This is a genomic window from Alkalibacterium putridalgicola, assembly GCF_040959045.1.
Taxonomy (GTDB): domain Bacteria; phylum Bacillota; class Bacilli; order Lactobacillales; family Carnobacteriaceae_A; genus Alkalibacterium; species Alkalibacterium putridalgicola.
In genome coordinates, this window is the sequence record NZ_CP162615.1 from 408,796 (window position 1) to 428,808 (window position 20,013).

The 20,013-nt window shown below is 46.5% G+C and carries 18 protein-coding genes; 7 read left to right on the forward strand and 11 right to left on the reverse strand.

Features of this window, described 5'->3' with window-relative positions; genetic code table 11:
• Positions 1 to 8: 8 nt before the first annotated feature.
• The 3 genes from pulA to AB4027_RS02210 form a co-directional block, all read right to left on the reverse strand.
• A complete protein-coding gene (gene pulA, locus AB4027_RS02200) occupies positions 9 to 1,994 on the reverse strand; it encodes a type I pullulanase (RefSeq protein WP_368645799.1) in 1,986 nt (661 codons plus the stop codon).
• 144 nt (positions 1,995 to 2,138) lie between these two features.
• Positions 2,139 to 2,732 carry a TVP38/TMEM64 family protein gene (locus AB4027_RS02205; RefSeq protein WP_368645800.1) on the reverse strand — a complete coding sequence of 198 codons (594 nt, stop codon included), beginning with the start codon at positions 2,730 to 2,732 and terminating at the stop codon, positions 2,139 to 2,141.
• A 68-nt stretch (positions 2,733 to 2,800) separates the two neighbouring features.
• Positions 2,801 to 3,457 carry a metal-dependent transcriptional regulator gene (locus AB4027_RS02210; protein ID WP_091488511.1) on the reverse strand — a complete coding sequence of 219 codons (657 nt, stop codon included), beginning with the start codon at positions 3,455 to 3,457 and terminating at the stop codon, positions 2,801 to 2,803.
• A gap of 200 nt (positions 3,458 to 3,657) precedes the next feature.
• Between AB4027_RS02210 and AB4027_RS02215 the strand changes: the two genes are divergently transcribed.
• Genes AB4027_RS02215 through AB4027_RS02230 form a run of 4 tightly spaced genes read left to right on the forward strand, consistent with a single transcriptional unit; the run spans position 3,658 to position 7,218 of the window.
• Positions 3,658 to 4,602 carry a metal ABC transporter solute-binding protein, Zn/Mn family gene (locus tag AB4027_RS02215; protein WP_368645801.1) on the forward strand — a complete coding sequence of 315 codons (945 nt, stop codon included), beginning with the start codon at positions 3,658 to 3,660 and terminating at the stop codon, positions 4,600 to 4,602.
• 30 nt (positions 4,603 to 4,632) lie between these two features.
• Complete coding sequence (locus tag AB4027_RS02220; RefSeq protein ID WP_368645802.1) at positions 4,633 to 5,385, forward strand: metal ABC transporter ATP-binding protein; 753 nt, start codon at positions 4,633 to 4,635, stop codon at positions 5,383 to 5,385.
• A 1-nt stretch (position 5,386) separates the two neighbouring features.
• Entirely contained in the window at positions 5,387 to 6,313 is a 927-nt protein-coding gene (locus AB4027_RS02225) for a metal ABC transporter permease (protein WP_368645803.1), read from the forward strand.
• Positions 6,310 to 7,218: a metal ABC transporter permease gene (locus AB4027_RS02230; RefSeq protein ID WP_091488518.1), complete on the forward strand. Its 909-nt coding sequence runs from the start codon at positions 6,310 to 6,312 to the stop codon at positions 7,216 to 7,218. The genes AB4027_RS02225 and AB4027_RS02230 overlap by 4 nt, the downstream gene beginning before the upstream one ends.
• A gap of 50 nt (positions 7,219 to 7,268) precedes the next feature.
• Here the strand turns inward: AB4027_RS02230 and AB4027_RS02235 are convergent, their stop codons facing one another.
• The 3 genes from AB4027_RS02235 to AB4027_RS02245 form a co-directional block, all read right to left on the reverse strand.
• Positions 7,269 to 8,249, reverse strand: a complete 981-nt coding sequence (locus AB4027_RS02235; RefSeq protein WP_091488520.1) for a LacI family DNA-binding transcriptional regulator — start codon at positions 8,247 to 8,249, stop codon at positions 7,269 to 7,271.
• Positions 8,250 to 8,383: 134 nt separating this feature from the next.
• Complete coding sequence (locus AB4027_RS02240; protein WP_368645804.1) at positions 8,384 to 10,513, reverse strand: RNA degradosome polyphosphate kinase; 2,130 nt, start codon at positions 10,511 to 10,513, stop codon at positions 8,384 to 8,386.
• A gap of 2 nt (positions 10,514 to 10,515) precedes the next feature.
• Positions 10,516 to 12,081, reverse strand: coding sequence for a Ppx/GppA family phosphatase (locus tag AB4027_RS02245; RefSeq protein ID WP_091488523.1), 1,566 nt, complete (start codon positions 12,079 to 12,081; stop codon positions 10,516 to 10,518).
• A gap of 323 nt (positions 12,082 to 12,404) precedes the next feature.
• On the opposite strand from AB4027_RS02245, the gene AB4027_RS02250 reads away from it, so the two are divergent.
• From AB4027_RS02250 to AB4027_RS02260, 3 genes are all read left to right on the forward strand, one after another.
• Complete coding sequence (locus tag AB4027_RS02250; protein ID WP_368645805.1) at positions 12,405 to 13,532, forward strand: 3D domain-containing protein; 1,128 nt, start codon at positions 12,405 to 12,407, stop codon at positions 13,530 to 13,532.
• 445 nt (positions 13,533 to 13,977) lie between these two features.
• Positions 13,978 to 14,778 carry an AAC(3) family N-acetyltransferase gene (locus tag AB4027_RS02255; protein ID WP_368645806.1) on the forward strand — a complete coding sequence of 267 codons (801 nt, stop codon included), beginning with the start codon at positions 13,978 to 13,980 and terminating at the stop codon, positions 14,776 to 14,778.
• A gap of 16 nt (positions 14,779 to 14,794) precedes the next feature.
• Entirely contained in the window at positions 14,795 to 15,544 is a 750-nt protein-coding gene (locus AB4027_RS02260) for an alpha/beta fold hydrolase (protein WP_368645807.1), read from the forward strand.
• A gap of 559 nt (positions 15,545 to 16,103) precedes the next feature.
• On the opposite strand, the gene AB4027_RS02265 is transcribed toward AB4027_RS02260, so the two are convergent.
• From AB4027_RS02265 to AB4027_RS02285, 5 genes are all read right to left on the reverse strand, one after another.
• Positions 16,104 to 16,511 (reverse strand): DUF4430 domain-containing protein, encoded by a 408-nt coding sequence (locus AB4027_RS02265; protein ID WP_368645808.1) that lies wholly within the window; start codon positions 16,509 to 16,511, stop codon positions 16,104 to 16,106.
• Positions 16,512 to 16,531: 20 nt separating this feature from the next.
• The gene (locus AB4027_RS02270; RefSeq protein WP_246119086.1) at positions 16,532 to 17,095 is read right to left on the reverse strand and encodes an ECF transporter S component; all 564 of its coding nucleotides are present in this window, start codon (positions 17,093 to 17,095) and stop codon (positions 16,532 to 16,534) included.
• 35 nt (positions 17,096 to 17,130) lie between these two features.
• Entirely contained in the window at positions 17,131 to 18,489 is a 1,359-nt protein-coding gene (locus tag AB4027_RS02275; RefSeq protein ID WP_368645809.1) for a hypothetical protein, read from the reverse strand.
• A 242-nt stretch (positions 18,490 to 18,731) separates the two neighbouring features.
• Positions 18,732 to 19,238: a hypothetical protein gene (locus AB4027_RS02280; RefSeq protein ID WP_368645810.1), complete on the reverse strand. Its 507-nt coding sequence runs from the start codon at positions 19,236 to 19,238 to the stop codon at positions 18,732 to 18,734.
• A gap of 294 nt (positions 19,239 to 19,532) precedes the next feature.
• A complete protein-coding gene (locus AB4027_RS02285) occupies positions 19,533 to 19,964 on the reverse strand; it encodes a hypothetical protein (protein ID WP_091488532.1) in 432 nt (143 codons plus the stop codon).
• Positions 19,965 to 20,013: the final 49 nt, after the last annotated feature.

Consider the following 20,013-nt stretch of genomic DNA (forward strand, 5'->3'; position numbering starts at 1 on the left):
TCATTGGATCAGGCTTTCAGTATCAAAACCTCTCTCGGATTGATGATCACTCGGTGTCCTTTGATGATACCAAGAGAAGACAGACCAGCCGAGTGCCGGTTTGCCACTATGGTCCATTCACTCGGAAGCGGATAACTGCTTTTGAGTTCGACTTCTTCAGGGTGGAGAGTTGTGTTGACGACGACAGCCATCATTGTCCAATCCCCTTCGTTCAATGTATTTGGGATGGTATAAGCTAGCATGTTTTCATTCAGTTGTGAAAAAGTGACGGCTTCTCCCGTTTTATTTGAAGGATCGCGGAGTGGCGCATACGCTTTTCTTATATCGATCATACCTTTATAGTACTCCAGGAGATCTTTGTTTTCATTAGCATGAGCCCAATGAAGCTGGTTGATCGAAATGGACGAGCGGAAACTGTTCTCATCACCAAGCTTCGTCCGGCCAAACTCTTCGCCTGCCTGCATGAAGATGCCGCCTAAAGAGGTGAACAATAGCGCTGCATTGATTTTGTTTAGCTGGATGACTGTTTCATCCCGGGTATAGTCCGGTTCATCTTGAAGGGATTTCATCAGTTTATCGAACAGGGTCAGGTTGTCGTGAGCAGAAGCATAAGTAATGACCTGAGCCGGGGTTCGTGCCCACTGTTTCTCTTCAGGCAGTCTGAACCGACCGACATCTGTTTGTGTATTGGCGAGGATGCTGGCTACCAGATCACCGGTAGCATAAGCGCTGTGTTCGAAACCGTTTGCGCCCTGCAGGAAGCCACCGGTCCGCTCATCGAAGACAGGACCTTTGATCGCATCTCTGTATTCATCATTGAAAAGGGCGATACCGTCAGCTAGATCATTGACATGAAACTTGTCAGCCGGTTTATTGGGTTCGTAGATAGCCACACTTCCGGCATTCCACGGTTCACCGTACAGAAGGACATCAGCATGTCCATTTTCATCGAGAGTCTGACGGAGCAAGTTCATCGTATCCACGTCATGCAGGCCCATCAGGTCAAAACGGAAGCCGTCGATATGGTATTCATCTGCCCAGTAGAGGACGGTGTCGATAATATATTTGCGCATCATTCTGCGTTCACTGGCTGTTTCGTTGCCGCAGCCGGAGCCGTTAGTGAAGTTGCCGTCATGGTCCTGACGATAGTAATAATCCGGGACCGTCAACTGGAACCAGGCATCGTCTGTTGTATAGGTGTGATTAAAGACGACATCCAGAATCACGCCGATATCCTGTTTGTGCAAGTGACTGACCATATCCTTGAACTCTTTGATGCGTGATTTAGGATCACTTGGATCTGACGAATACTTACCTTCCGGAACCATGTAGTTTTTTGGGTCGTATCCCCAGTTGTAGGCCGGGGAGGTCTCGTCATTTTCAAAGTCAAAGGCAGGGAGTAGATGGATATAGTTGACGCCCAGTTCTTTCAGGTAGGATAAACCTGCCGGCTGATCCGGGTCGCCGTTTACTGTCACACCTTCTTCTGTAAAGGCTGAATATTTCCCTCTGTTTTGAGGAGAGAAGGCTGCCTCTTGATCACTGGAGAAGTCTTCAATATGCACTTCCCAGATTATGGCATCGGTGATTCTAGAGACACCGTGATAGGCATCCGCTGACCAGTTATTGGGATCCGTTTCACTGAAATCGATGACGGCCGAGCGGTCACCGTTCAAACCAACTGCTTTTGAGTAAATATCGGCGGCTTCTACTTCGGCCTCATTATGAATGAAGCTGTAGGTATAATAGAACCCCTTAAGATCTTCGTTGATTGACAGGGTCCAGCAATTGTTTTGTAGTGTCATTTCACGCTTATATAGAGACGCTGACGAATCGGCTGTTTCGTATACATTGACATAGACATGCTGAGCTAGAGGCGACCAGACTTTAAAGAGTGTACGATCCGGAGAATAGGTGATGCCCAGATCATCTCCGGTATATTCATGATCTTCAAGGTACGGGATGCGTTCTTCAATGGGATGTTCAGGTGTCATGATCATTATCCTTTCTGTGAGTCTGTGAATCCAGTATACCATGCTTCGCTCATCAGAAGAAAAAAATAGAAGCTGCCCGTCAGCCTGAAGCATCCCTTTATATATGGGGACATCCAGGTTAACGTGCAGCTTATGTGTTTATGTTTAAAGTATGCCAATCAGGTCCAGAAAGGTCGTCCATCCCAGACTATAGATTACAATGGACAGTGGTTTGCCCAATAAAATCACAGTGACTACTTTTTTTACAGACATATCCGACAAGCCGGCCAGATAACAGACCACATTATCCGGTGCAAGCGGTGTAAACACAACAGTCGTAAAGAAACGTTCGAAAGCTTTTCTGTTCTTCAGTTTATCCTGATACTTCCTGATGCGCTTTTCGCTTACGAGCTTATGTAAAGCGGGTTCGCCATAACGTCTGACAACGAGAAAAGCAAGGATGGAGCCGGTACTGATGCCGACATAGTTGTAGATGTTGCCGACGACAGGGCCGTATAGAATCACTCCGGCAGTGACCGTTATAGCCGACGGCAGAAATGGCAGGAAGAGCTGCAGGATCTGAAGCAGGATGAATATGAAGATGGAGTAGTTACCAAACTGATGGATATAGTCAACGAACTGCTGGCGAGATTCGAACACGCCGCCCTGCCAGGCAAATAGTATGAGAGTCAGAGACAAACAAAGGCCGATGAGACTCAATATGTCGATCCATTTCAATTTGAAAAAGTTACGCGACATTGCTGTTTCCTGCTTTCGTATCTATTTTTACTGGAACGCAGCGAGCTATTCTACGGAACGCAGTGTATCTATTCAGTGACATAGTCCACCAGGATCTTGAATGCGGCTTTATGACCAATGGTGATTTGTCTGCCTTCAGGTGTTTCAAGAGTGATAGGTCCGTCGAAAGGCTCAACATCAGTCAGCGTATAACGGTCACCTAACTGGATATCTTTCTCGAGCAGATAGTTAAGGAATTCTTTATCATCGTCGACTTCTTTGATTTTAAAAGGTTTACCTGTGCCGACATCTGTCAGGGGAAATGTTGAAGTCTCAGGAAGTGACCCATCCTTATTGGGAATGACGCCCCCGTGGGGATCAAATTTAGGCTCGTCCAGGAAGTCATTCAACCGTTCGATCAGGAGGTCGGACGAAACATGTTCCAGCAGATCGGCATCCGCGTGTACTTCATTCCAGTCATATCCCAGTTTTTCGAATAGAAAGACTTCCCAAATACGGTGCTTGCGTTTAAGCTGATGAGCAATGCGTATGCCTGAAGAAGTCAGTTTAACACCGCGATAAGGCACATGACTGATCAGTTTTTCTTTCAGCAGGCGGGCATTCATCTCCGTAACAGAAGCGGCAGAGATGGATAAGTTGTTTACAAGTTTTTTGTTTGAGATGACAGAGTGATCTCCGCCCAGCTCGTAAATGGCTTTTATAAAATTTTCTTTATTTGGTGTCATGTCAGTCCATCCTTTTATTATCTATCTTATTAAGTTTTACCATAGTTGTCGAGTCATTGTCAAAAAGATAAAAAAGAATAAATTTGGTTGACTTAAATATATTTTTAGGATATCCTAAAAACGTTCAGTAAGTAACCTGAAAACCACAATCTTACAGCATTGATTTGAAGCATCAAAGACTCAGATAAAGAGGGGTACAAATGAAAAAAAGATTGCTTTTTATACTAGTGGCTGGGTTGTTTTCCTTGGCGGGATGCAGCAGATCAGACCAGCCCGCAGAGGACAGTAATGGTAAAACTGAGATCGTGACCACAACGTCGTTTCTGACTGATCTGGCTGAAACGATCGGCGGAGAACACGTTGCTGTAACTGGGCTGATGGGGCCTGGAGTGGATCCGCATTACTATCAGCCGTCAACATCAGATATCATCGCTATGGGCGAAGCTGAGGTCGTTATCTATAATGGCCTGTCTTTGGAAGCACGGTTCACTGAGATATTTGAACATCTCGGCGAACGGGATGTGCTCACGCTGAAGGCAGCTGACGGTATAACAGACAGCAGTGTTCTCCATGAGACGGAAGAAGGGGACGCGCGGGCAGTGGATCCTCATATCTGGTTCAGTGTATCAAGATGGAAACAGGTCGCTCAGTATGTCGCAGAGGAACTGAGCAGTCATGATCCGGAACATGCAGAGCATTATCAGGAAAATGCAGAAGCATATATAAAGGAACTGGAAGAACTGAGTGCCTATATTGAAGAACGAGTGGCCGAAGTGCCTGAATCATCAAGATATCTGGTCACTGCTCACGACGCTTTTCAGTATTTTGGGGAAGAATTCAATTTTAAAGTTGTCGGACTGCAGGGGTTGAATACGAAAACAGAAGCGGGAACCGGGGATATCAGTCAGATGGCTGATTTTATTGTTGACAGAGACATTCGAGCTGTCTTTGTGGAGAGTTCTGTTTCGCCAAGAAGTATCGAGGCATTGATCGAAGCGACAGCCAGTCGTGAACATGAGCTTCAAAATGCGGGAGCATTATATTCGGATGCCTTAGGCAGTCCAGAAGATAATACGGATAGCTATACTGCGATGTTCAAAGCAAATATCGATACGATAGTCGATGGATTGACTAAAGCAGAATAGCCATAATATGATGGTGAAAGAAGAGTGACCATGAAAAAAGAGAGTGCAATACAAATCGATAAACTGACCGTAGCTTATGAAGCACAGCCGGTATTATGGAATATTTCACTGGCCTTTAAAAAAGGGAAGATGACAGCGATCGTGGGTCCAAACGGTGCCGGTAAATCAACCATGATCAAAGCGATGCTCGGACTAGTCGAACCTGTGACGGGAGAAGTCGTGTATCAGGACGTTGATCAGAAAGCTGTTTCTTATAAAGAGCTGAAAAACCGGATCGCTTATGTCCCGCAAAACACTTCGGTCGACTGGAATTTTCCTACGACCGTCCGTGACGTCGTCTTGATGGGACGGTACGGACACTTGGGCTGGTTCAAAAGGCCTAAAAATAAAGACAGAGAAATAGCCAGACAGATGCTGTTGAAAGTAGGTCTGCCTTCGTTTGCCTCCCGACAGATCAGTCAGCTATCCGGCGGGCAGCGCCAGCGGGTCTTTCTGGCACGTGCTCTTGCACAGGAGGCAGATGTCTATATCATGGACGAGCCTCTGGCCGGTGTCGACATGAAAACGGAACATATCATAATGAAACTGCTCAAGCAGTTAGTTGCGGAAGGAAAAACCGTCCTGGTGGTCCACCATGACCTCCAGACTGTCGAGGAATATTTCGATGACATCGTCTTTATCAATCAGGAAGTGATCGCTGCCGGACCGGTAGATGAAACCTTCGATAAACAGACGGTCAAAAAGACCTATCACCGTGACCGTAACTTAGGAGAAGGTGAATAGGATGCTGATTGAATTGTTTACGATTTTATCTGACTACACCTTTCAGCTCGTGGCTTTGGGTACAGGAATCATCGGCCTTCTCAGCGGGGTGATCGGGACTTACGCGACCTTACGCAAAGAGAGCCTGCTGGGCGATGCCTTGAGTCATGCTGCTTTGCCCGGGATCGGTCTGGCTTTTGTCATGATCCAGCGGAAAGAGCTGCTGTTTCTGATGATAGGCGCCATCGTTTCGGGACTGATCGCGACGGCACTTATTCAGCTCATTACCAGGAAAACACTGGTCAAGCTGGACAGTGCGTTGTCTCTTGTCCTGTCCAGTTTTTTCGGACTGGGACTTGTGGTCCTGACGGCCATTCAGAATAATCCGAACGCGCAGCAGGCTGGTCTGCAAAGTTTCATCTTTGGTCAGGCCAGCGCAATGCTTCAAAGAGATGTGCAGCTGATCGCTGGTGTCGGTGTGATCCTATTAACGCTGGTGGTCTTGTTCTGGAAGGAATTCAAATGTTATACCTTTGATCCGATGTTCAGTCGGACGCTGGGTTTTTCAAGCAAAGTCATTGAATTTATTTTATCGATGATGATCGTTTTGACGATCATCATCGGACTGGAATCTGTGGGTGTTATCCTGATCAGTGCGCTGCTGATCGGGCCGTCCATCGCTGCCCGGCAATGGAGCCACCGTTTGAGTAGAGTGGTGATCCTGGCAGGACTGACGGGTTTCTTTTCCGGCGTGATCGGTACACTCGTCAGTTCAATGGGTGATAACATCCCGACCGGTCCAGTCATTGTTGTCGTCGTCAGTCTTTTTGTTTTCGCCAGTCTTTTATTCGCACCTAAACAGGGCTTGATCGCCAGACGGATAAGAAAACGGGAAAAACAGAAACACTTTTTAACCCGATTGAATGAGTTGAAGGAGGGACAGTCATGAGCATGATTACAGAAATCACCTTGATCGCTGTGGTCGTTGCCGTAGCCTGTGCACTGCCCGGCGTATTCCTGGTGCTCAGAGGTGTGACGATGGTGTCTGACGCCATCACTCATACCGTGCTTTTGGGTATCGTCTTAGCCTTCTTCATTACTCAGGATCTGAATTCGCCCCTCTTGATGATCGGGGCGACGTTAGTGGGGGTCGCGACCGTCTGGCTGATCGAAACGATACAGCGCTCAGCCCTTGTGTCCACAGATGCGGCGATCGGTATCGTCTTTCCGCTTTTCTTCAGCATCGCGATCATTCTGATCACGCTCTATGCAGGAGATGTTCATCTCGATGAAGATGCTGTTTTGATGGGCGATCTGGCCTTTGCTCCTTTTAGACGCGTGGATGTATTCGGCCTTGATATGGGCCCCCAGTCTCTGTGGGTGATGTCGGTGATACTCGTCATGAATGCTCTGTTCATCTTCTTTTTCTACAAGGAATTGAAGATCACGACGTTCGATCCGGCTTTTGCTGCGGCTCTTGGCTTCACCCCCATGATCATCCACTATGCACTCATGACGCTGGTGTCGCTCACAGCCGTTGGGGCCTATGATTCAGTAGGGTCCATCCTTATTGTCGGCTTCATGGTAGGACCGGCATTATCCGGCTACCTGCTCACCCATTCTTTAAAGAAAATGATCAGTATCACTGTTTTGATAGCTGTCGTCAACAGCGTCAGCGGTGTCCAGCTGGCCTTCTTTTTTGATACGACGATCGCAGGTATGATCGCTGTAGTGACTGGCTTCACCACCTTGCTGGTCCTTGTCTTTTCTCCTCGAAAAGGCTTGTACAAACAGCAGCTGAATCAGAAGCGGGCCCGCAAGCTCCTGGATAAACGGATAAAAACGTTAACGTGACAAAAAAGGACGACCATTCTAGTAAAATCAGAATGGTCGTCCTTGTTGTCTCAGCTGTCTTTCGTCGTGCCGCGCTTGATCAGGCGGAAGGTGAGGGGCGTTAATCCCTCGGATGCTTTACCGAGCTGTTTTAAAAGGGAGCGGCAGGCGTTTCTGCCTTGTTCCTCGATGCCGTAGTCTACAGTGGTCATATCCATGACTTCGCTGACAAACAGATTGTCAAAACCGATAATCGAGAGATCTTCGGGGATATTGAATCCTCTTTTTTGAAGTCGTGAGACAAGGAGCGCGGCGATGTTATCAGAATGGGCAATGACAGCATCGGGCCTGGGTGACTGTCCTTCGATCCAGTCCACGACATGTTCGACGTCGTCTGCCGAAAAGATGCGGAGAAAGGGGTCGGAAGGATAGGATTCAACGTCCTTGGATGCACAAAAGTCAAGGTACGCTTCGATCCGACGGGTCGTATTCAGACCGGTCGGTGTGCCGTACACATTCAGTATTCGTCGACAGCCGGTATCCCAGGCATAGGACAGAGCCAGCTGGTTCCCTTCGTAATGGTCGATGAACACACTGGGGATGCCAGGGGTATCCACATTATGTAAGGTGACGATGGGACCGTCCTCCAGATATTTTTCCAGCACTTCCCAATCGTTGGCCCGGTAGATCAGGAAAATACCGTCCAGTTCTTTTGCCCGGAGTAAATCAAAGGCCTCACGCTCGCGCCTCTGGTCACCGTTCGTAATAAACAAAGTTGTGGTGTAGCCGGCGGAGTGAGCCGCAGCGATAAAGGAATTGATGCGGGGCACAGCCGTTTCATTGAACTGGGTACTGACGATGCCAAAGTTTTTTGTCTCGCCGGTCCGCAGCAGCTGAGCATGCTTGTTGGGCGCATAATTAAGCTCCCTTATGGCATTTTCCACCTTCCTGCGTGTTTCACTGCCCACATAGCCGCTCGTATTGATGACGCGGGAAACGGTCGCGGATGAAACACCTGCATGCTTAGCGATATCCTGAATAGTCGTAGCCATTTGAGCACCTCCTTTTTGTTCAGTATAGCAGATTTCCAATGATTTAGATCAAAAAAAGGCAGAGACCCTCATTTTTCAAGCCGTGAATGTTTAACGGACTGTCATGAAAAATGAGCAGGATGTCTGCCTTTTTATCAGCTTCTTTGAGTGATGAATGAGCGGATCCGATGCAATACATTGCGTTTCTTTGATGTATTCAATGTGTTTTCCAGATGCATCAATTCTTTTTGTGCATGGATAGGTGTTCTGTTGCCGGGTTTTGTTTTTTCATAAAGCCCGTCAGCGTTCAGATTCCAAGCTTTGACATTGTCATATAAATACATTTTAAGAATAGAAATAATGTGTCGTTTCCATTTTTCATCCAATACGGGGAAGGCGATTTCTACCCGTTTGATCATATTCCTGGTCATCATATCGGCAGAAGAAAGATAGAGATTTTCTTCTCCATTATGATAGAAATAATACACACGGCTGTGTTCCAGGAATCGACCGATCACGCTGCGGACAGTAATGTTTTCGCTGACGCCTTGGATGCCTGGGATCAGACAGCAGATGCCGCGCACGATCAGCTCGATCTTCACGCCGGCCTGACTGGCTTCATACAGTTTCAGCAGCATCATCTTATCTGTCAGAGAATTCATTTTAGCAATAATGTGACCATTACCATAGCGTCTGTGGAGAGTGATCTCTTTTTCTATATTTTCGATGAATGCATCACGGATATCAAAAGGCGAGACATGCAGATAGTGATAAGGCGGCTGTTCATTATAGCCACTCAGATAATTGAAAAAGTCAAACACATCCTGAGTGATTTCTTTATCTGCTGTGATGAGCCCCATGTCTGTATACAGTCTGGCTGTCTGTTCATTGTAATTGCCCGTGCCCAGATGAGCATATCGTCTGAAACCACGCGTTTCTTTTTTTATGACCAGAGTCGCTTTACTGTGCGTTTTAAGTCCTTTGACCCCATAAAGGATATGGGCACCCGCTTCTTCAAGCTTTCTCGCCCAGTGGACATTATTCGCCTCATCGAACCGGGCTTTCAGTTCGACCAGTACCGTGACCTGAATGCCTTTTTTCGCTGCGCGTTCTAATGCCTGTACTAAAGGAGAATCCTGGCTGACGCGATACAAGGTCTGCTTGATGGCAACGGTGCGGTCATCCGCAACGGCCTGCTCAATAAACTGAATGATCGGCTGAAAGGAATCAAACGGATGATGGAAGAACAGATCCTGATCGGCCGTCAAATCGTAGATCGACTGCTTTTCAAAGATTTTTGGATAAGAAGGATCGAACGTCTCAAAAGATAAGTTCAGTCCGGTATCTTTCAGTATATCCACCGCTTCATGCAGACAGGTCAAATCGATCGGGCCGTCCAGGTAATAGATATCCCGCTGTTTGATGGATAATTCCTTCTTTAAATACGTGATGTCCTTTTCAACAGACTGGCTGGTCCTGCGGTTATCGACTTCCAGTCTGACCGCCATACCGTTTTTCCGTTTTTCGAGATAGTCTTCGATAACGGACAGCAGATCCTCCGCCCCTTCTTCCTGTATCTCCAGATCGGCATTCCGTGTGATACGGAACGTAAAGGAATACGTCACTTTATATCCCTTGAATAAATCTGAAAGAAAGGAATAGATCATGTCTTCAGAAAACAGCAGCAGGATCTCCCCGTCTTTCTTGAGAGAAAAGAGGCGGTTCAGCCGCTGGGGGACAGGAACGATGGCAATGAAAGGCTTGCCGGATTTTTCTAGGCGAACGAATAGATGCAGCACCCCGTCTGTTAAATGCGGAAAGGGACGATAGGCATCGATGCCGTAGGGTGTGATAGCCGGGGCGATCTCATATTTAAAGAGGCCTTTTGCCCGCTCCCTGTCATCGTCGGACAATTCATCGACCGTCGTGAAGGAAATGGAATAGTTTTCAAGCTCCTTTTTCTTCTTTTCAAAAAGGGCATACTGACGTCTGACCTGCTCCTGATTCTTGATGGTTATTTCCTGCAGCTGTTTTTTTGGTGTCCACTGTTTCTTTGTATCGGGTTCACTTACCCCCATTTTCAGCTGATCCTGCAGACCCGCCACACGAACTTTATAGAACTCATCTAAATTTGAACTGCCGATCGCCAGGAACTTCAGCTGTTCCAGCAGCGGATTGGTCGGGTCGTCTGCTTCTTCTACCACACGGGCATTAAAATCCAGCCACGACAGTTCTCTATTCTGATAATAATCCGGATTTTCCAGTAAATTATCTTGCCCCTGCATAGTCATACCTCCGTCTGGGTTGAGTCATCTGTTTCTTTATTGAACGTGATCTCGAGTGGTTTCCCCAGGACCCGTTCGATGTGATTTTTATGCCGGTTGGCACGATACTCTTCAGCGATCGCATCGCCGCTGTAAGTGACTTGAAGCACATAGCCGTCATCATCAGTTTCGACCAGATCCATTTCCTGGACAAAATTGACGTGCGAATCACTCAGGGCTTCTGCAAACTTGATGATGCTGCCCATATAAAGCAGCAGGTCAAGCTCTTTCTCATCGTACCAGTCTTCAACATCGCTTGTATACTGTTTGAACAGCGAGCGGTTCTTGTAACTGGCTAGTAAGGCAAGGCGCACACGATCGCGGTGATTGAATCCATGCAGGTTCGTGTTCGAGATGATATAAAAAGTATGCTGAGATTTTGAATCATCTTCGATATAACTGCCCAGATAATAGAGTGTGGCCCCATAATGCAGAAGATAGAGATGTTCATCTTCGACATCCAGTATCCCTTTCTCTTTTATCAGTTCGATCAGCCGGTCAGCCAGGATGATCCGCTGATGGGCACTGATCGGACGGATATCGTATTGCTTGAACATGCGCTGAACCGTTTGGCGCTTGATCCCGAACAAGTCATAGGCATCTTCATACTGTTCATTCAGACGCTCAAGAATGATGCCTTCCCGCAGCCCGCGGTTACTGATGGCAAATGTTTCTGACTGCATCACTTCAAGCAGTTCAGAGAAGACGATCCCGGCGGGAATGATAATGTCGCGGCGATCCTCGCTCAGGCCATCCATATCAGCCATTTCTTCCATGGAACTGTCTTCAAATAACTCGAAGGTCTCATACAGATCTTTTCTGGACATATAATACTGATGGATGCCGGCGATCGGATAGTCATTCTGACGCTGGAAAACTTCTGCATAGTTGCGTGCTGAACCGCCGATCCCGACTAAAACGACTTCGAGGCCTTCCAGCCAGTCAAGGGTCTTTAACTGTTCATTTACCCAGTTGCGTGCTTTTTTTATCGCCTTTTTATCATTGTGGTCTTTTCCGTCAAAAAAATCTTTCTGCAGAGAAACTGTCCCAAACGGAAAACTGTGCATCTCTTTGACTTCTTTGTTTTTAAAGTAAGTGACCTCTGTACTCCCGCCACCAATATCCACACTGACGCCGTCAATGACGTCCATGGTATGTCTCACGGCATAATTCCCGTAGTAGGCTTCCTTTTCTTCAGGCAGTATGCCAAGATCCAGATCCACTTCTTCTTTCACACGGCGGATGATCGCGTCTCTGTTCGTTGACTGTCTGATCGCAGCTGTGGCAATAGAAATAAGATCTTCAATATTATAACGGTCAGCGATATCCGTGAAGCTTTTCAATACTTTGATCAGTACCTTTATGCCTTCTTCCGACATTTTATTTTCACTGTCCAGGTACTGAACCAGACGGGCGGGGGTTTTTATGTTCTGAAGTTCCGTTATACCCTGATAATCATCTTTTTCAAAAATGACCAAGCGGATGGTGTTCGAACCGACATCTAGTAATCCAAAACGTTCTCTTGACATAGTCGTCACTCCTAATTTAGTTCTGCTTCTTTCTCGTTAAGGTGATACTCTTCTCTTTAATCATACTATTTTTTTCTATATAAAGTCTAAAAATGCACACTTCATTACAATCATATTACAAAATAACAGAAAACGCTATCATAACCGGTTCTTTTACATAAAACCGCTGATATTATCAATAGTTGAGCGTATTCTTCAATGTTTTGTAACAAATTGTAAGAGAACCGAAATGTACAATAAAGGTTTTATCGGTATAATAACTGGGCATTGAATACTGAACGCGTATATAAACCCTTAATTCAGAAAGGATCGTCCGATAAATCATGAAAAAACGACTAGTGAGCTTGGCTGTTATTGGTTTAACATTCTTGCAGTTAAATAATGCACAACTTGCTTCAGCTGAATCTTTAGATACGATCAAAGACCAGCAGGAACAGACGGAAAAGGAGATCCAGTCCCTTCAGGAGAATGTCAATACAGTTATCGAAGAGGTCAATACCTTGAACGAGACACTGGTCACGCTGGAAGAGACCATAACTGAAAAAGAGACAGATATTGAAAACACTGAAAAAGAAATTTTGAATCAGGAAAAAATCGTTGCAGCGAGATTAGAACAGGCCAGCGAGCGTCTGCATTCTCTGCAGGTCAATGAAATGTCACAGAATATCGTGCTGACCCTGCTGGAATCTGAAAGCATCTCAGACATGTTCAACCGAGCTCTGGTGCTCATGCGTTTGACAGATGCAGGCAACGAACAGATCGAACTGGCTGAAGAAGAAGCACAGAAACTTGTCGCATTGAAAGAGCAACTGGTTGATTCACGTGTGGAATTACAAGGTCAGCAGGAAGAAGCTGTGGCTCAGAAAGATGAGCTGGATGATAAAGTGGCTTCCCTGCAGACGATGATAATGGAAAACCAGTCTGAATTATCATCACTTGTCCAGCGAGAAGCTGAAGAAGTTTCACGTATCGAAGAAGCGCGACGTGCGGCTAGAGAAGAAGCGGTTTTAGCAGCCGCTGAGAGAGAAGCAGGCGAACAGGAAGTATCTACTTCTTCATCCGATAAACAAGCGAAAGCAGAGCAGACAGTTAAGACTTCAGCACCTAAAAAAGCTGAATCCAAACCTGCCTCTAAAAAAGAGTCAAAACCGGCACAAACTTCTGGGCGAACAGTGAGAGTTCAGGCTACAGGTTACTCTACTCAGCAGCCGGGGTTAAGTTCGCATACTTACATGGGCATTGACTTGCGTGTCAATCCGCGTGTCATTGCAGTCGATCCTTCTGTTATTCCGCTTGGATCCATGGTCGAAGTCGAAGGCATGGGCGTATACATTGCCGGTGATACTGGCGGTGCGATCCACGGGAATATCATTGATATTCACTTCAAGACAGTAGCTGAAGCCTTGCAGTGGGGCCGTCGCAATGTGACAGTCCGTATTTTAAACAAATAAATCAGTATGATTCTAATTAGAACCAGCGAGTGAGATCTTAACGGATCTCCCGCTGGTTTTTGTGTCTCATGTCTCAGATTTTGGTGACAGAAGGGTAGGGATCGGCTTATTCAACTACGAACTGCTTTGAAAGAGCTGAAGGATTGAAACTTCGGGGCTTTCGTGATGACTGAACGGTCAGATAAACCAAATGGGTCCGAAGGTCAGCTTATCCATTTCTTTGCATGCCTCGAATACGCTGAATCAGGAGTTTTTCGGCCTCTTCTATAGGGATCCGCTTTAGTGAATGAGCCGAATGCTGGACAACTTCGGTTTATTCATAAAAAGACGGTCTTGGGATACACTGAAGATCAGTCATAGGATAGTGAGGTTCGCGGTTCAGTTGCATTTTCTGGAGCTATCCTGTTTAATCATTAGTATAACGAATAGTAAATGAGGGGAAACCATGCATACAAAAGAATCACTGGTTCAGGATCTGAAGCAGCTGGGTATCAACAGTAAAGGCACACTGCTCGTTCATTCTTCATATAAAAGTATTGGGGAAGTCAAAGGCGGACCGGAGACGGTGTTAGACAGTCTGGGTGCCTATATGAAAGACGGACTGCTGGTCCTGCCGACACATACTTGGGACTATATCACTAAAGACGATCCCGTCTTTGACGTCAAAGCGTCGCCCTCGAATGTCGGGATGCTGACTGAGAAATTCAGGCACAGGGCTAATGTCTTCCGATCTGAACACCCGACGCATTCGGTCGCTGCACTAGGCAAAGACGCTGAACTTTTCACTGAAGGAGAATACAGACACGACACGCCTTGTGCCAGAGAATCTGTCTGGGGAAAACTTGTGGATAGAGACGCTCAGATTCTGCTGATCGGAGTCGACTTGACGAGAAACACCTTTATTCATGGCATCGAGGAGTGGGTGGACACTCCCGGACGGATGACCGAGTCGCATGAAGACTTGTATAGTGTCCTTCACACAGGAGAAAAAGTCCATGTCCCGTCCCGTCGCCATTCCGGTTCACATGCGTCCGAGCATTACTGGAAAGTTGATGGGATACTGATGGAAGAAGGGGCCATGAGAAAAGGTACATTTGGCGATGCAGATGTGCGCATCATTGATGCCAGAAAAACGGCAGACCTACTGACTGAACTGCTGCTGAAAAAGCCTGATCTGTTTTCAGATAACGAACCGCTTGCTGATGAGTGGCGCTATTACTTTCAGAATAAACACAGTGAAAGCTGACTCAAGAGGTGAAAAAATGAAGTTAACGATACGCAAACGTACATTAGGAACGATTCCTTTGCTGGAAGTCGTCGAAGAAGCCAGGCGGAACGATACCTTGCCGCTGATCGTTTATTATCACGGCTGGCAGTCATCAAAGGAACTGGTGCTGACACAGGGCCGCTATTTAGCTGAGGCGGGATTTCGTGTCCTGCTGCCGGATGCGGCCAATCACGGAGAGCGGAAACAGCCGATCACCAAGATCCCTTCACTGACTTTCTGGCAGAGTATCCACACCAATCTGTTCGAATTTGGATTCATCGTGAACCATTTTAAAAAACTGGGTGTAGTGGATGACCGGATAGCAGTGGGAGGCGTGTCGATGGGTGGGATCACGACATGCGCGCTGCTTACGCATCATCCCGAAATAAAAGCGGCAGCCTGCATCATGGGTTCGCCTCAGCCAGTAAAATACCGTGAGCGGATCATGGGTCACGCTTCAAAGCTCGACCGCTTTTTCCCGCATGACTATGAATCCTTGCTCGGCTGGGTACCGGATTACGATTTGTCCTATCATCCTGAAACGCTGGGAGACAGGCCCGTATTGTTCTGGCATGGCATTCACGATGTGATCGTCCCTTATGACCATGTCGAGGAATTCGTCAAAGAGAATCCTGACAGGAACCTGACGTTTATCGAAGAAGACGAAGAACATCTTGTTAAAGTACCGACGATGAAGGAAATCACTGCTTTTTTCCTTAAAGAAATGATTAAGGTGAACGAATAAATAAGGTCATGAAGATGAGAAAAAACCATTCCACGGATACTCGTGGAATGGTTTTTATCTTAACAAGCAGTTCTAAGCTGTTCTTCTTGTAACACAAGACATGTATTGTTTAGGGTTGAGAAAAGATGATTTCAGTTCTATTAACTCATATGTCTCAGATAAGAGAGTTAATAGAAAATGGTCAGACTTCTAGCAAGTCCTCAAAGAAAAAGTGGATGAGTTCATAAAAGAAAGCCCATCTTTTATGAACCCTAAATCGAATAACTGATGAGTTTATAGAAGAAGGCCCTTCTTTTATAAAGTGTAGGGAAATAACTAATTGAGTTATTAAAAGATGGGGCATTTTATGTTAACTGTCAGTGTTTAAAGACAGTGAGTTAATAGAAGTTACGTGATCTTTTGTTAACTCCACTTATAATAGAGGGGTAGTTAACAAAAGTTTCTGCCAGTTCTTTTAACCCGGTGAGACTCACCCGGGGAGTTGAAAAAAAACATGAAACGTCATGTAAAAAACAGGCGAGGTCCCCATAAAAGAGCCTCACCTGTTTATATCATTAAGTTAAAAAGCCATTAAATTCCATATGACGATATCGCCATCTTCTGGAACGAATTCATCTGCAGCTTCTTCAACCATTTCGTCATTGGCTTCAAAGACCCAGAAAAGACTCGGACTGGCTTCAGGAGCCTGTTCATAGCCTTCGATTGCTTCAACAAATCCTTCATCCGATACAATCATTTCAAAGTTATCTTCCATAATTTCCATCAGTGTTGTATCATCTTCGACTTCGAATGATTCGTTGGCAACTTCTTCTTCATCGGCATAAATAACGATATTTACGTCATTCATTTCATCTGAAGTTGCCGGATCAGCCGCATCATCTGAAAGCATACCGCTGAATACGAGTGCTAACACTACCAGGATCACACCGACTGCAATAGCTACCAGTGTTTTCTGTTTCTTTTTCATGATCAGTTTCTCCTCTTTACTTAACGTTGTTGGTGCACATTCGATGTATTCTGATCTGCTCGTTGAAAGACCCGCATAGCGATGGGGTAGAGCAGTGCAAAGAATACGATATTCCCGCCGGCGTGCATGATGTCATAAGGCAATCCCGACAAGTAGTAGGGGACGAATATATTCCATCCGAAAAACGGTGCCTGAACGAGCGAGATGATCAGTCCGTATACGATCCCCAGAAAGGCAACGAAAAACTGCATGACCGGCAGCGGGATCGATTCGTAGGAGTCCTCGAGCAGATAGGTCAAGCCGATCAGCACGGAATAAGCTGCGAACTGAGCAATCGTCCAGGGGCCCATACCAAGATAAAAGTTGGTGAGCAGCACGGACAAAAGGGAAACGGCCAGGCCGCTTTTCCATCCGTAATATAAGGTGATGCAGACGAGCAGCACGGTCATCGGCTGGACGTTGGGAAGAAAGGAAAAGCTTAATCTTCCCACTGAAACAAGTGTGGTCAGCAGAGCGATACGCGTGAGTGTATACGTACGGCCTCTCGAGAACGTGGATTGTTTACTTAATGGTGCAGATTTCACTTTTCATTCTCCTTTCTGTCATTTTAATTGCTTGTTTATCTGATCGGGCAGACACCTGACGAGCAGGCTTCCATTGTTTCAAGATCTGCTTCTGTTTCACTTTTCTCGAACTGATGCAGCAGTCCGGCATCAAACGGACGCATGGACGCTTTGAGCTCTTCGTACGCTTCTTTCGTGCAGGCTTCATAAGGCGCCAGTGTATACGTTCCGCCGTCATGGCTCAGGAATGAGACCCCGACGAAATCGTTCCAGCCGTCCCATACGCGCTGTTCGGCCTGAGCCCATTCGCCCGGCTTCACATCGATCGTATTGGATGCATTGTGTTCCACATAGTTTCTCTGGAAGCGGAAGTAGGTGTCGAACTGTTCATCGACTGACGTATCTTCTTTTGTACGCTTGGCTCCGCTGGCGACAGGGAAGTCGATAACGACCGTACGAGCTTGCTCGATCACTTCGTCTTTAGCCAGTTCGTTCTGATCGTAAATATTAGCCGTTCCGATCTCAGCGTGTATTTTCCAGCCAAGTTCTTTCGCGACTTTGACAAGCGGATCCGTTGCATTGATGCGGACGCGTCGGATGTAGTACGGGCTGTGGCTCATGTGCACGCCAGGTGAAACGCCGCCGGCCACTTGTGAAAGTGTCCCTTCAGGTTTGACCGTCGTAGCTAAGAGTGGTGCGTTGACACGCAGGGCTTTCGCGTAGTCATCTGCAGCATTACGTGAAGCATCGCGCAGTTCGTTCATCCATTTGATCTCGTCTTCCTCCGAAGCATTAACAAGTGCCAGGGCATCTTTCCAGCCGGTGACAGACGTACCGATCAGACGGTCGCGCTGCTGGATCTCGTTCCATGAATCGATTTCCAGAGGTGTCAGGGTCATACGCAGACCGATACGGGCAGAAAGCTCTTGTGCACGTTTCAGTCCATCCAGGTCGAGGCTGTGTGTGCCGTCTTCGTTTTCCTGAACGAAAGCCTTAACGTTTATCGTCGTCAAGTTACAGACGCCTTTGGAATCCAGGATGATCTCACCACACGGATTCACACCTTCAGCATTTGGACGGCGACGACGGGCTTCTTCCATATTGAAGAAACCAGGTTCACCTTCAAGCTGCATCATTTCAAAGACCAGATGCAGGAAGTCGCGTTCCGGTTTTTTCTCGAAAGCGATCGAGTTGTTACTCATGCGGCGGTGGTCCAGACCTTCACGGCGGTCACCGACAGCTTTCAGATTGTCGAACCAGCGCGGTTTCAAGCCGGATTTTTCTAAGAGTTTACCGATTTTTTTGTGATGGGCAAGCTGTTCTTCGGTCCAGATACCGTTCATGCCGTATTTAGCGAACATGGACTCGTGATCATCGGCGTCGAACAGGAATATTTCAGCGGTTCTTCTAACCATAGTTATATTAGCTTTATGTTGCCATAAAGATTAGACTATCTCTTCAATAAAGGCGTTACCCTTTAAAGCTCCCCGTTTCCACCATAGAGGTGTACTCTACTCGCTTCTTCACTCATGCCCCACAGGCAAGAGCTATGCTTTCGATAGTCGTTACAGGTTCCTTGTGTCAGCAAGGCTTCCCTCGGGATTGTCCATTTAGGAGTTCCCCCGATAAAGAGGAGTGTTTTTTTATGTTGGAGGCATTAGAAGATTCGTTTACCACCAACAACGACATTCGCGCCGATAAGGTTTCCGATATCCAGTATATGTACCGGACGGACGTTACCGTAGCCCTTGTCGTCAGTTTCGATCGGATCCAGATACGGATCGATCTCGTTTTTCAGCACCTTGTTGATGCCTTCGAACATTTCACGCAGGGGTGAAGGGCCTGAAGCTGTCCCGCCGAATGTTTTCAGGCGTTCGCCTTCCGGACGGACACTGTTGTAACTGATTTTGATCGTGTGGATATCTTCGTTTTCCTTTTTAGTGAGCAAGTTTAAATATTCGTTGAGGGATTCTACCCATCCTTCTTTGGAATCACCAACGTAGATCTTTGCATAGCCGTTTTCCATTTTGACGACTTTCGTATTTTCCAGTCGTTTTTCTACAGGAACGGGCTTGTATTCAGAATGAAGCAAAGTCGTATTCGTTCTGATCTTAGTCAGGTGTTTGATCGTTTTCTTCGTTGCTTTAAATCCTACGCCAGTCAAGCGTATACTTGGACTATATCTTACTTATGAGCGTTACTTCATAAGTCCTTGCGCTTGGCGGCACGAGTTTCACGTGACCGCTACTCTACTCAGTTATCATCCGGTGTCCTCGCGACAGCGCATGATCTTTTCGATAGTCTCTACACCTTCTCTATCCTGTCTGAAGTCTTTCGGCTTCCATTTAAGAGACAGGACACAGCTTGGCACGATATTAGCTTTAAAGCCTTCATCGTTAGCACACTTTCGTGCACACCCTGTTAGTACAGGTTCACAAGGTTTTACGTCGGCACTGGGCTATTTTACCTTACCGACCATTAGCAGATAGAAGAGTTCGCCTAGATCTTCCCATGTCTCGATCGACAGGAAGGAACAGTTGAAGTTTCCTAATGCAAAATCCTTATTGACTTTCTCATTGGCATTGCCCAGCCAGAGGGTCCTTCCGGAAGTGAACTGCTTTGTGTTGTAGATATTTTCAAAGAGTTCCTTGGCTTCTTCGCGCATTTGCTTTAAATGGATAGAATAGCCGATTTTTTTCAAGTGCTTGTATTCAAGTGCCATGTTGTACTCGATTGCACGCTTCACTGTTTCATGCCAGTATTCTCTGCGGCCTTTGTCTTCGAGCCAGCGGGAATAGGTACGACTGTAGACGAATTCTCCGAGTTCGTTGAGCGGGTTGGGACGCGTTGCTACGTATTCTTCTACGTAGGAAGTAGGTAAAAATTCCATGTGTATAACTTCCTCTCAAATATTGTATTTACACTATATATGGTATCAG

Bases quoted from the DNA above. Each gene is read 5' to 3' on its own strand.
- pulA (WP_368645799.1), bottom strand. From the start codon at position 1,994: ATGACACCTGAACATCCCATTGAAGAACGCATCCCGTACCTTGAAGAT.
- AB4027_RS02205 (WP_368645800.1), bottom strand. From the start codon at position 2,732: ATGTCGCGTAACTTTTTCAAATTGAAATGGATCGACATATTGAGTCTC.
- AB4027_RS02210 (WP_091488511.1), bottom strand. From the start codon at position 3,457: ATGACACCAAATAAAGAAAATTTTATAAAAGCCATTTACGAGCTGGGC.
- AB4027_RS02215 (WP_368645801.1), top strand. From the start codon at position 3,658: ATGAAAAAAAGATTGCTTTTTATACTAGTGGCTGGGTTGTTTTCCTTG.
- AB4027_RS02220 (WP_368645802.1), top strand. From the start codon at position 4,633: ATGAAAAAAGAGAGTGCAATACAAATCGATAAACTGACCGTAGCTTAT.
- AB4027_RS02225 (WP_368645803.1), top strand. From the start codon at position 5,387: ATGCTGATTGAATTGTTTACGATTTTATCTGACTACACCTTTCAGCTC.
- AB4027_RS02230 (WP_091488518.1), top strand. From the start codon at position 6,310: ATGAGCATGATTACAGAAATCACCTTGATCGCTGTGGTCGTTGCCGTA.
- AB4027_RS02235 (WP_091488520.1), bottom strand. From the start codon at position 8,249: ATGGCTACGACTATTCAGGATATCGCTAAGCATGCAGGTGTTTCATCC.
- AB4027_RS02240 (WP_368645804.1), bottom strand. From the start codon at position 10,513: ATGCAGGGGCAAGATAATTTACTGGAAAATCCGGATTATTATCAGAAT.
- AB4027_RS02245 (WP_091488523.1), bottom strand. From the start codon at position 12,081: ATGTCAAGAGAACGTTTTGGATTACTAGATGTCGGTTCGAACACCATC.
- AB4027_RS02250 (WP_368645805.1), top strand. From the start codon at position 12,405: ATGAAAAAACGACTAGTGAGCTTGGCTGTTATTGGTTTAACATTCTTG.
- AB4027_RS02255 (WP_368645806.1), top strand. From the start codon at position 13,978: ATGCATACAAAAGAATCACTGGTTCAGGATCTGAAGCAGCTGGGTATC.
- AB4027_RS02260 (WP_368645807.1), top strand. From the start codon at position 14,795: ATGAAGTTAACGATACGCAAACGTACATTAGGAACGATTCCTTTGCTG.
- AB4027_RS02265 (WP_368645808.1), bottom strand. From the start codon at position 16,511: ATGAAAAAGAAACAGAAAACACTGGTAGCTATTGCAGTCGGTGTGATC.
- AB4027_RS02275 (WP_368645809.1), bottom strand. From the start codon at position 18,489: ATGGTTAGAAGAACCGCTGAAATATTCCTGTTCGACGCCGATGATCAC.
- AB4027_RS02285 (WP_091488532.1), bottom strand. From the start codon at position 19,964: ATGGAATTTTTACCTACTTCCTACGTAGAAGAATACGTAGCAACGCGT.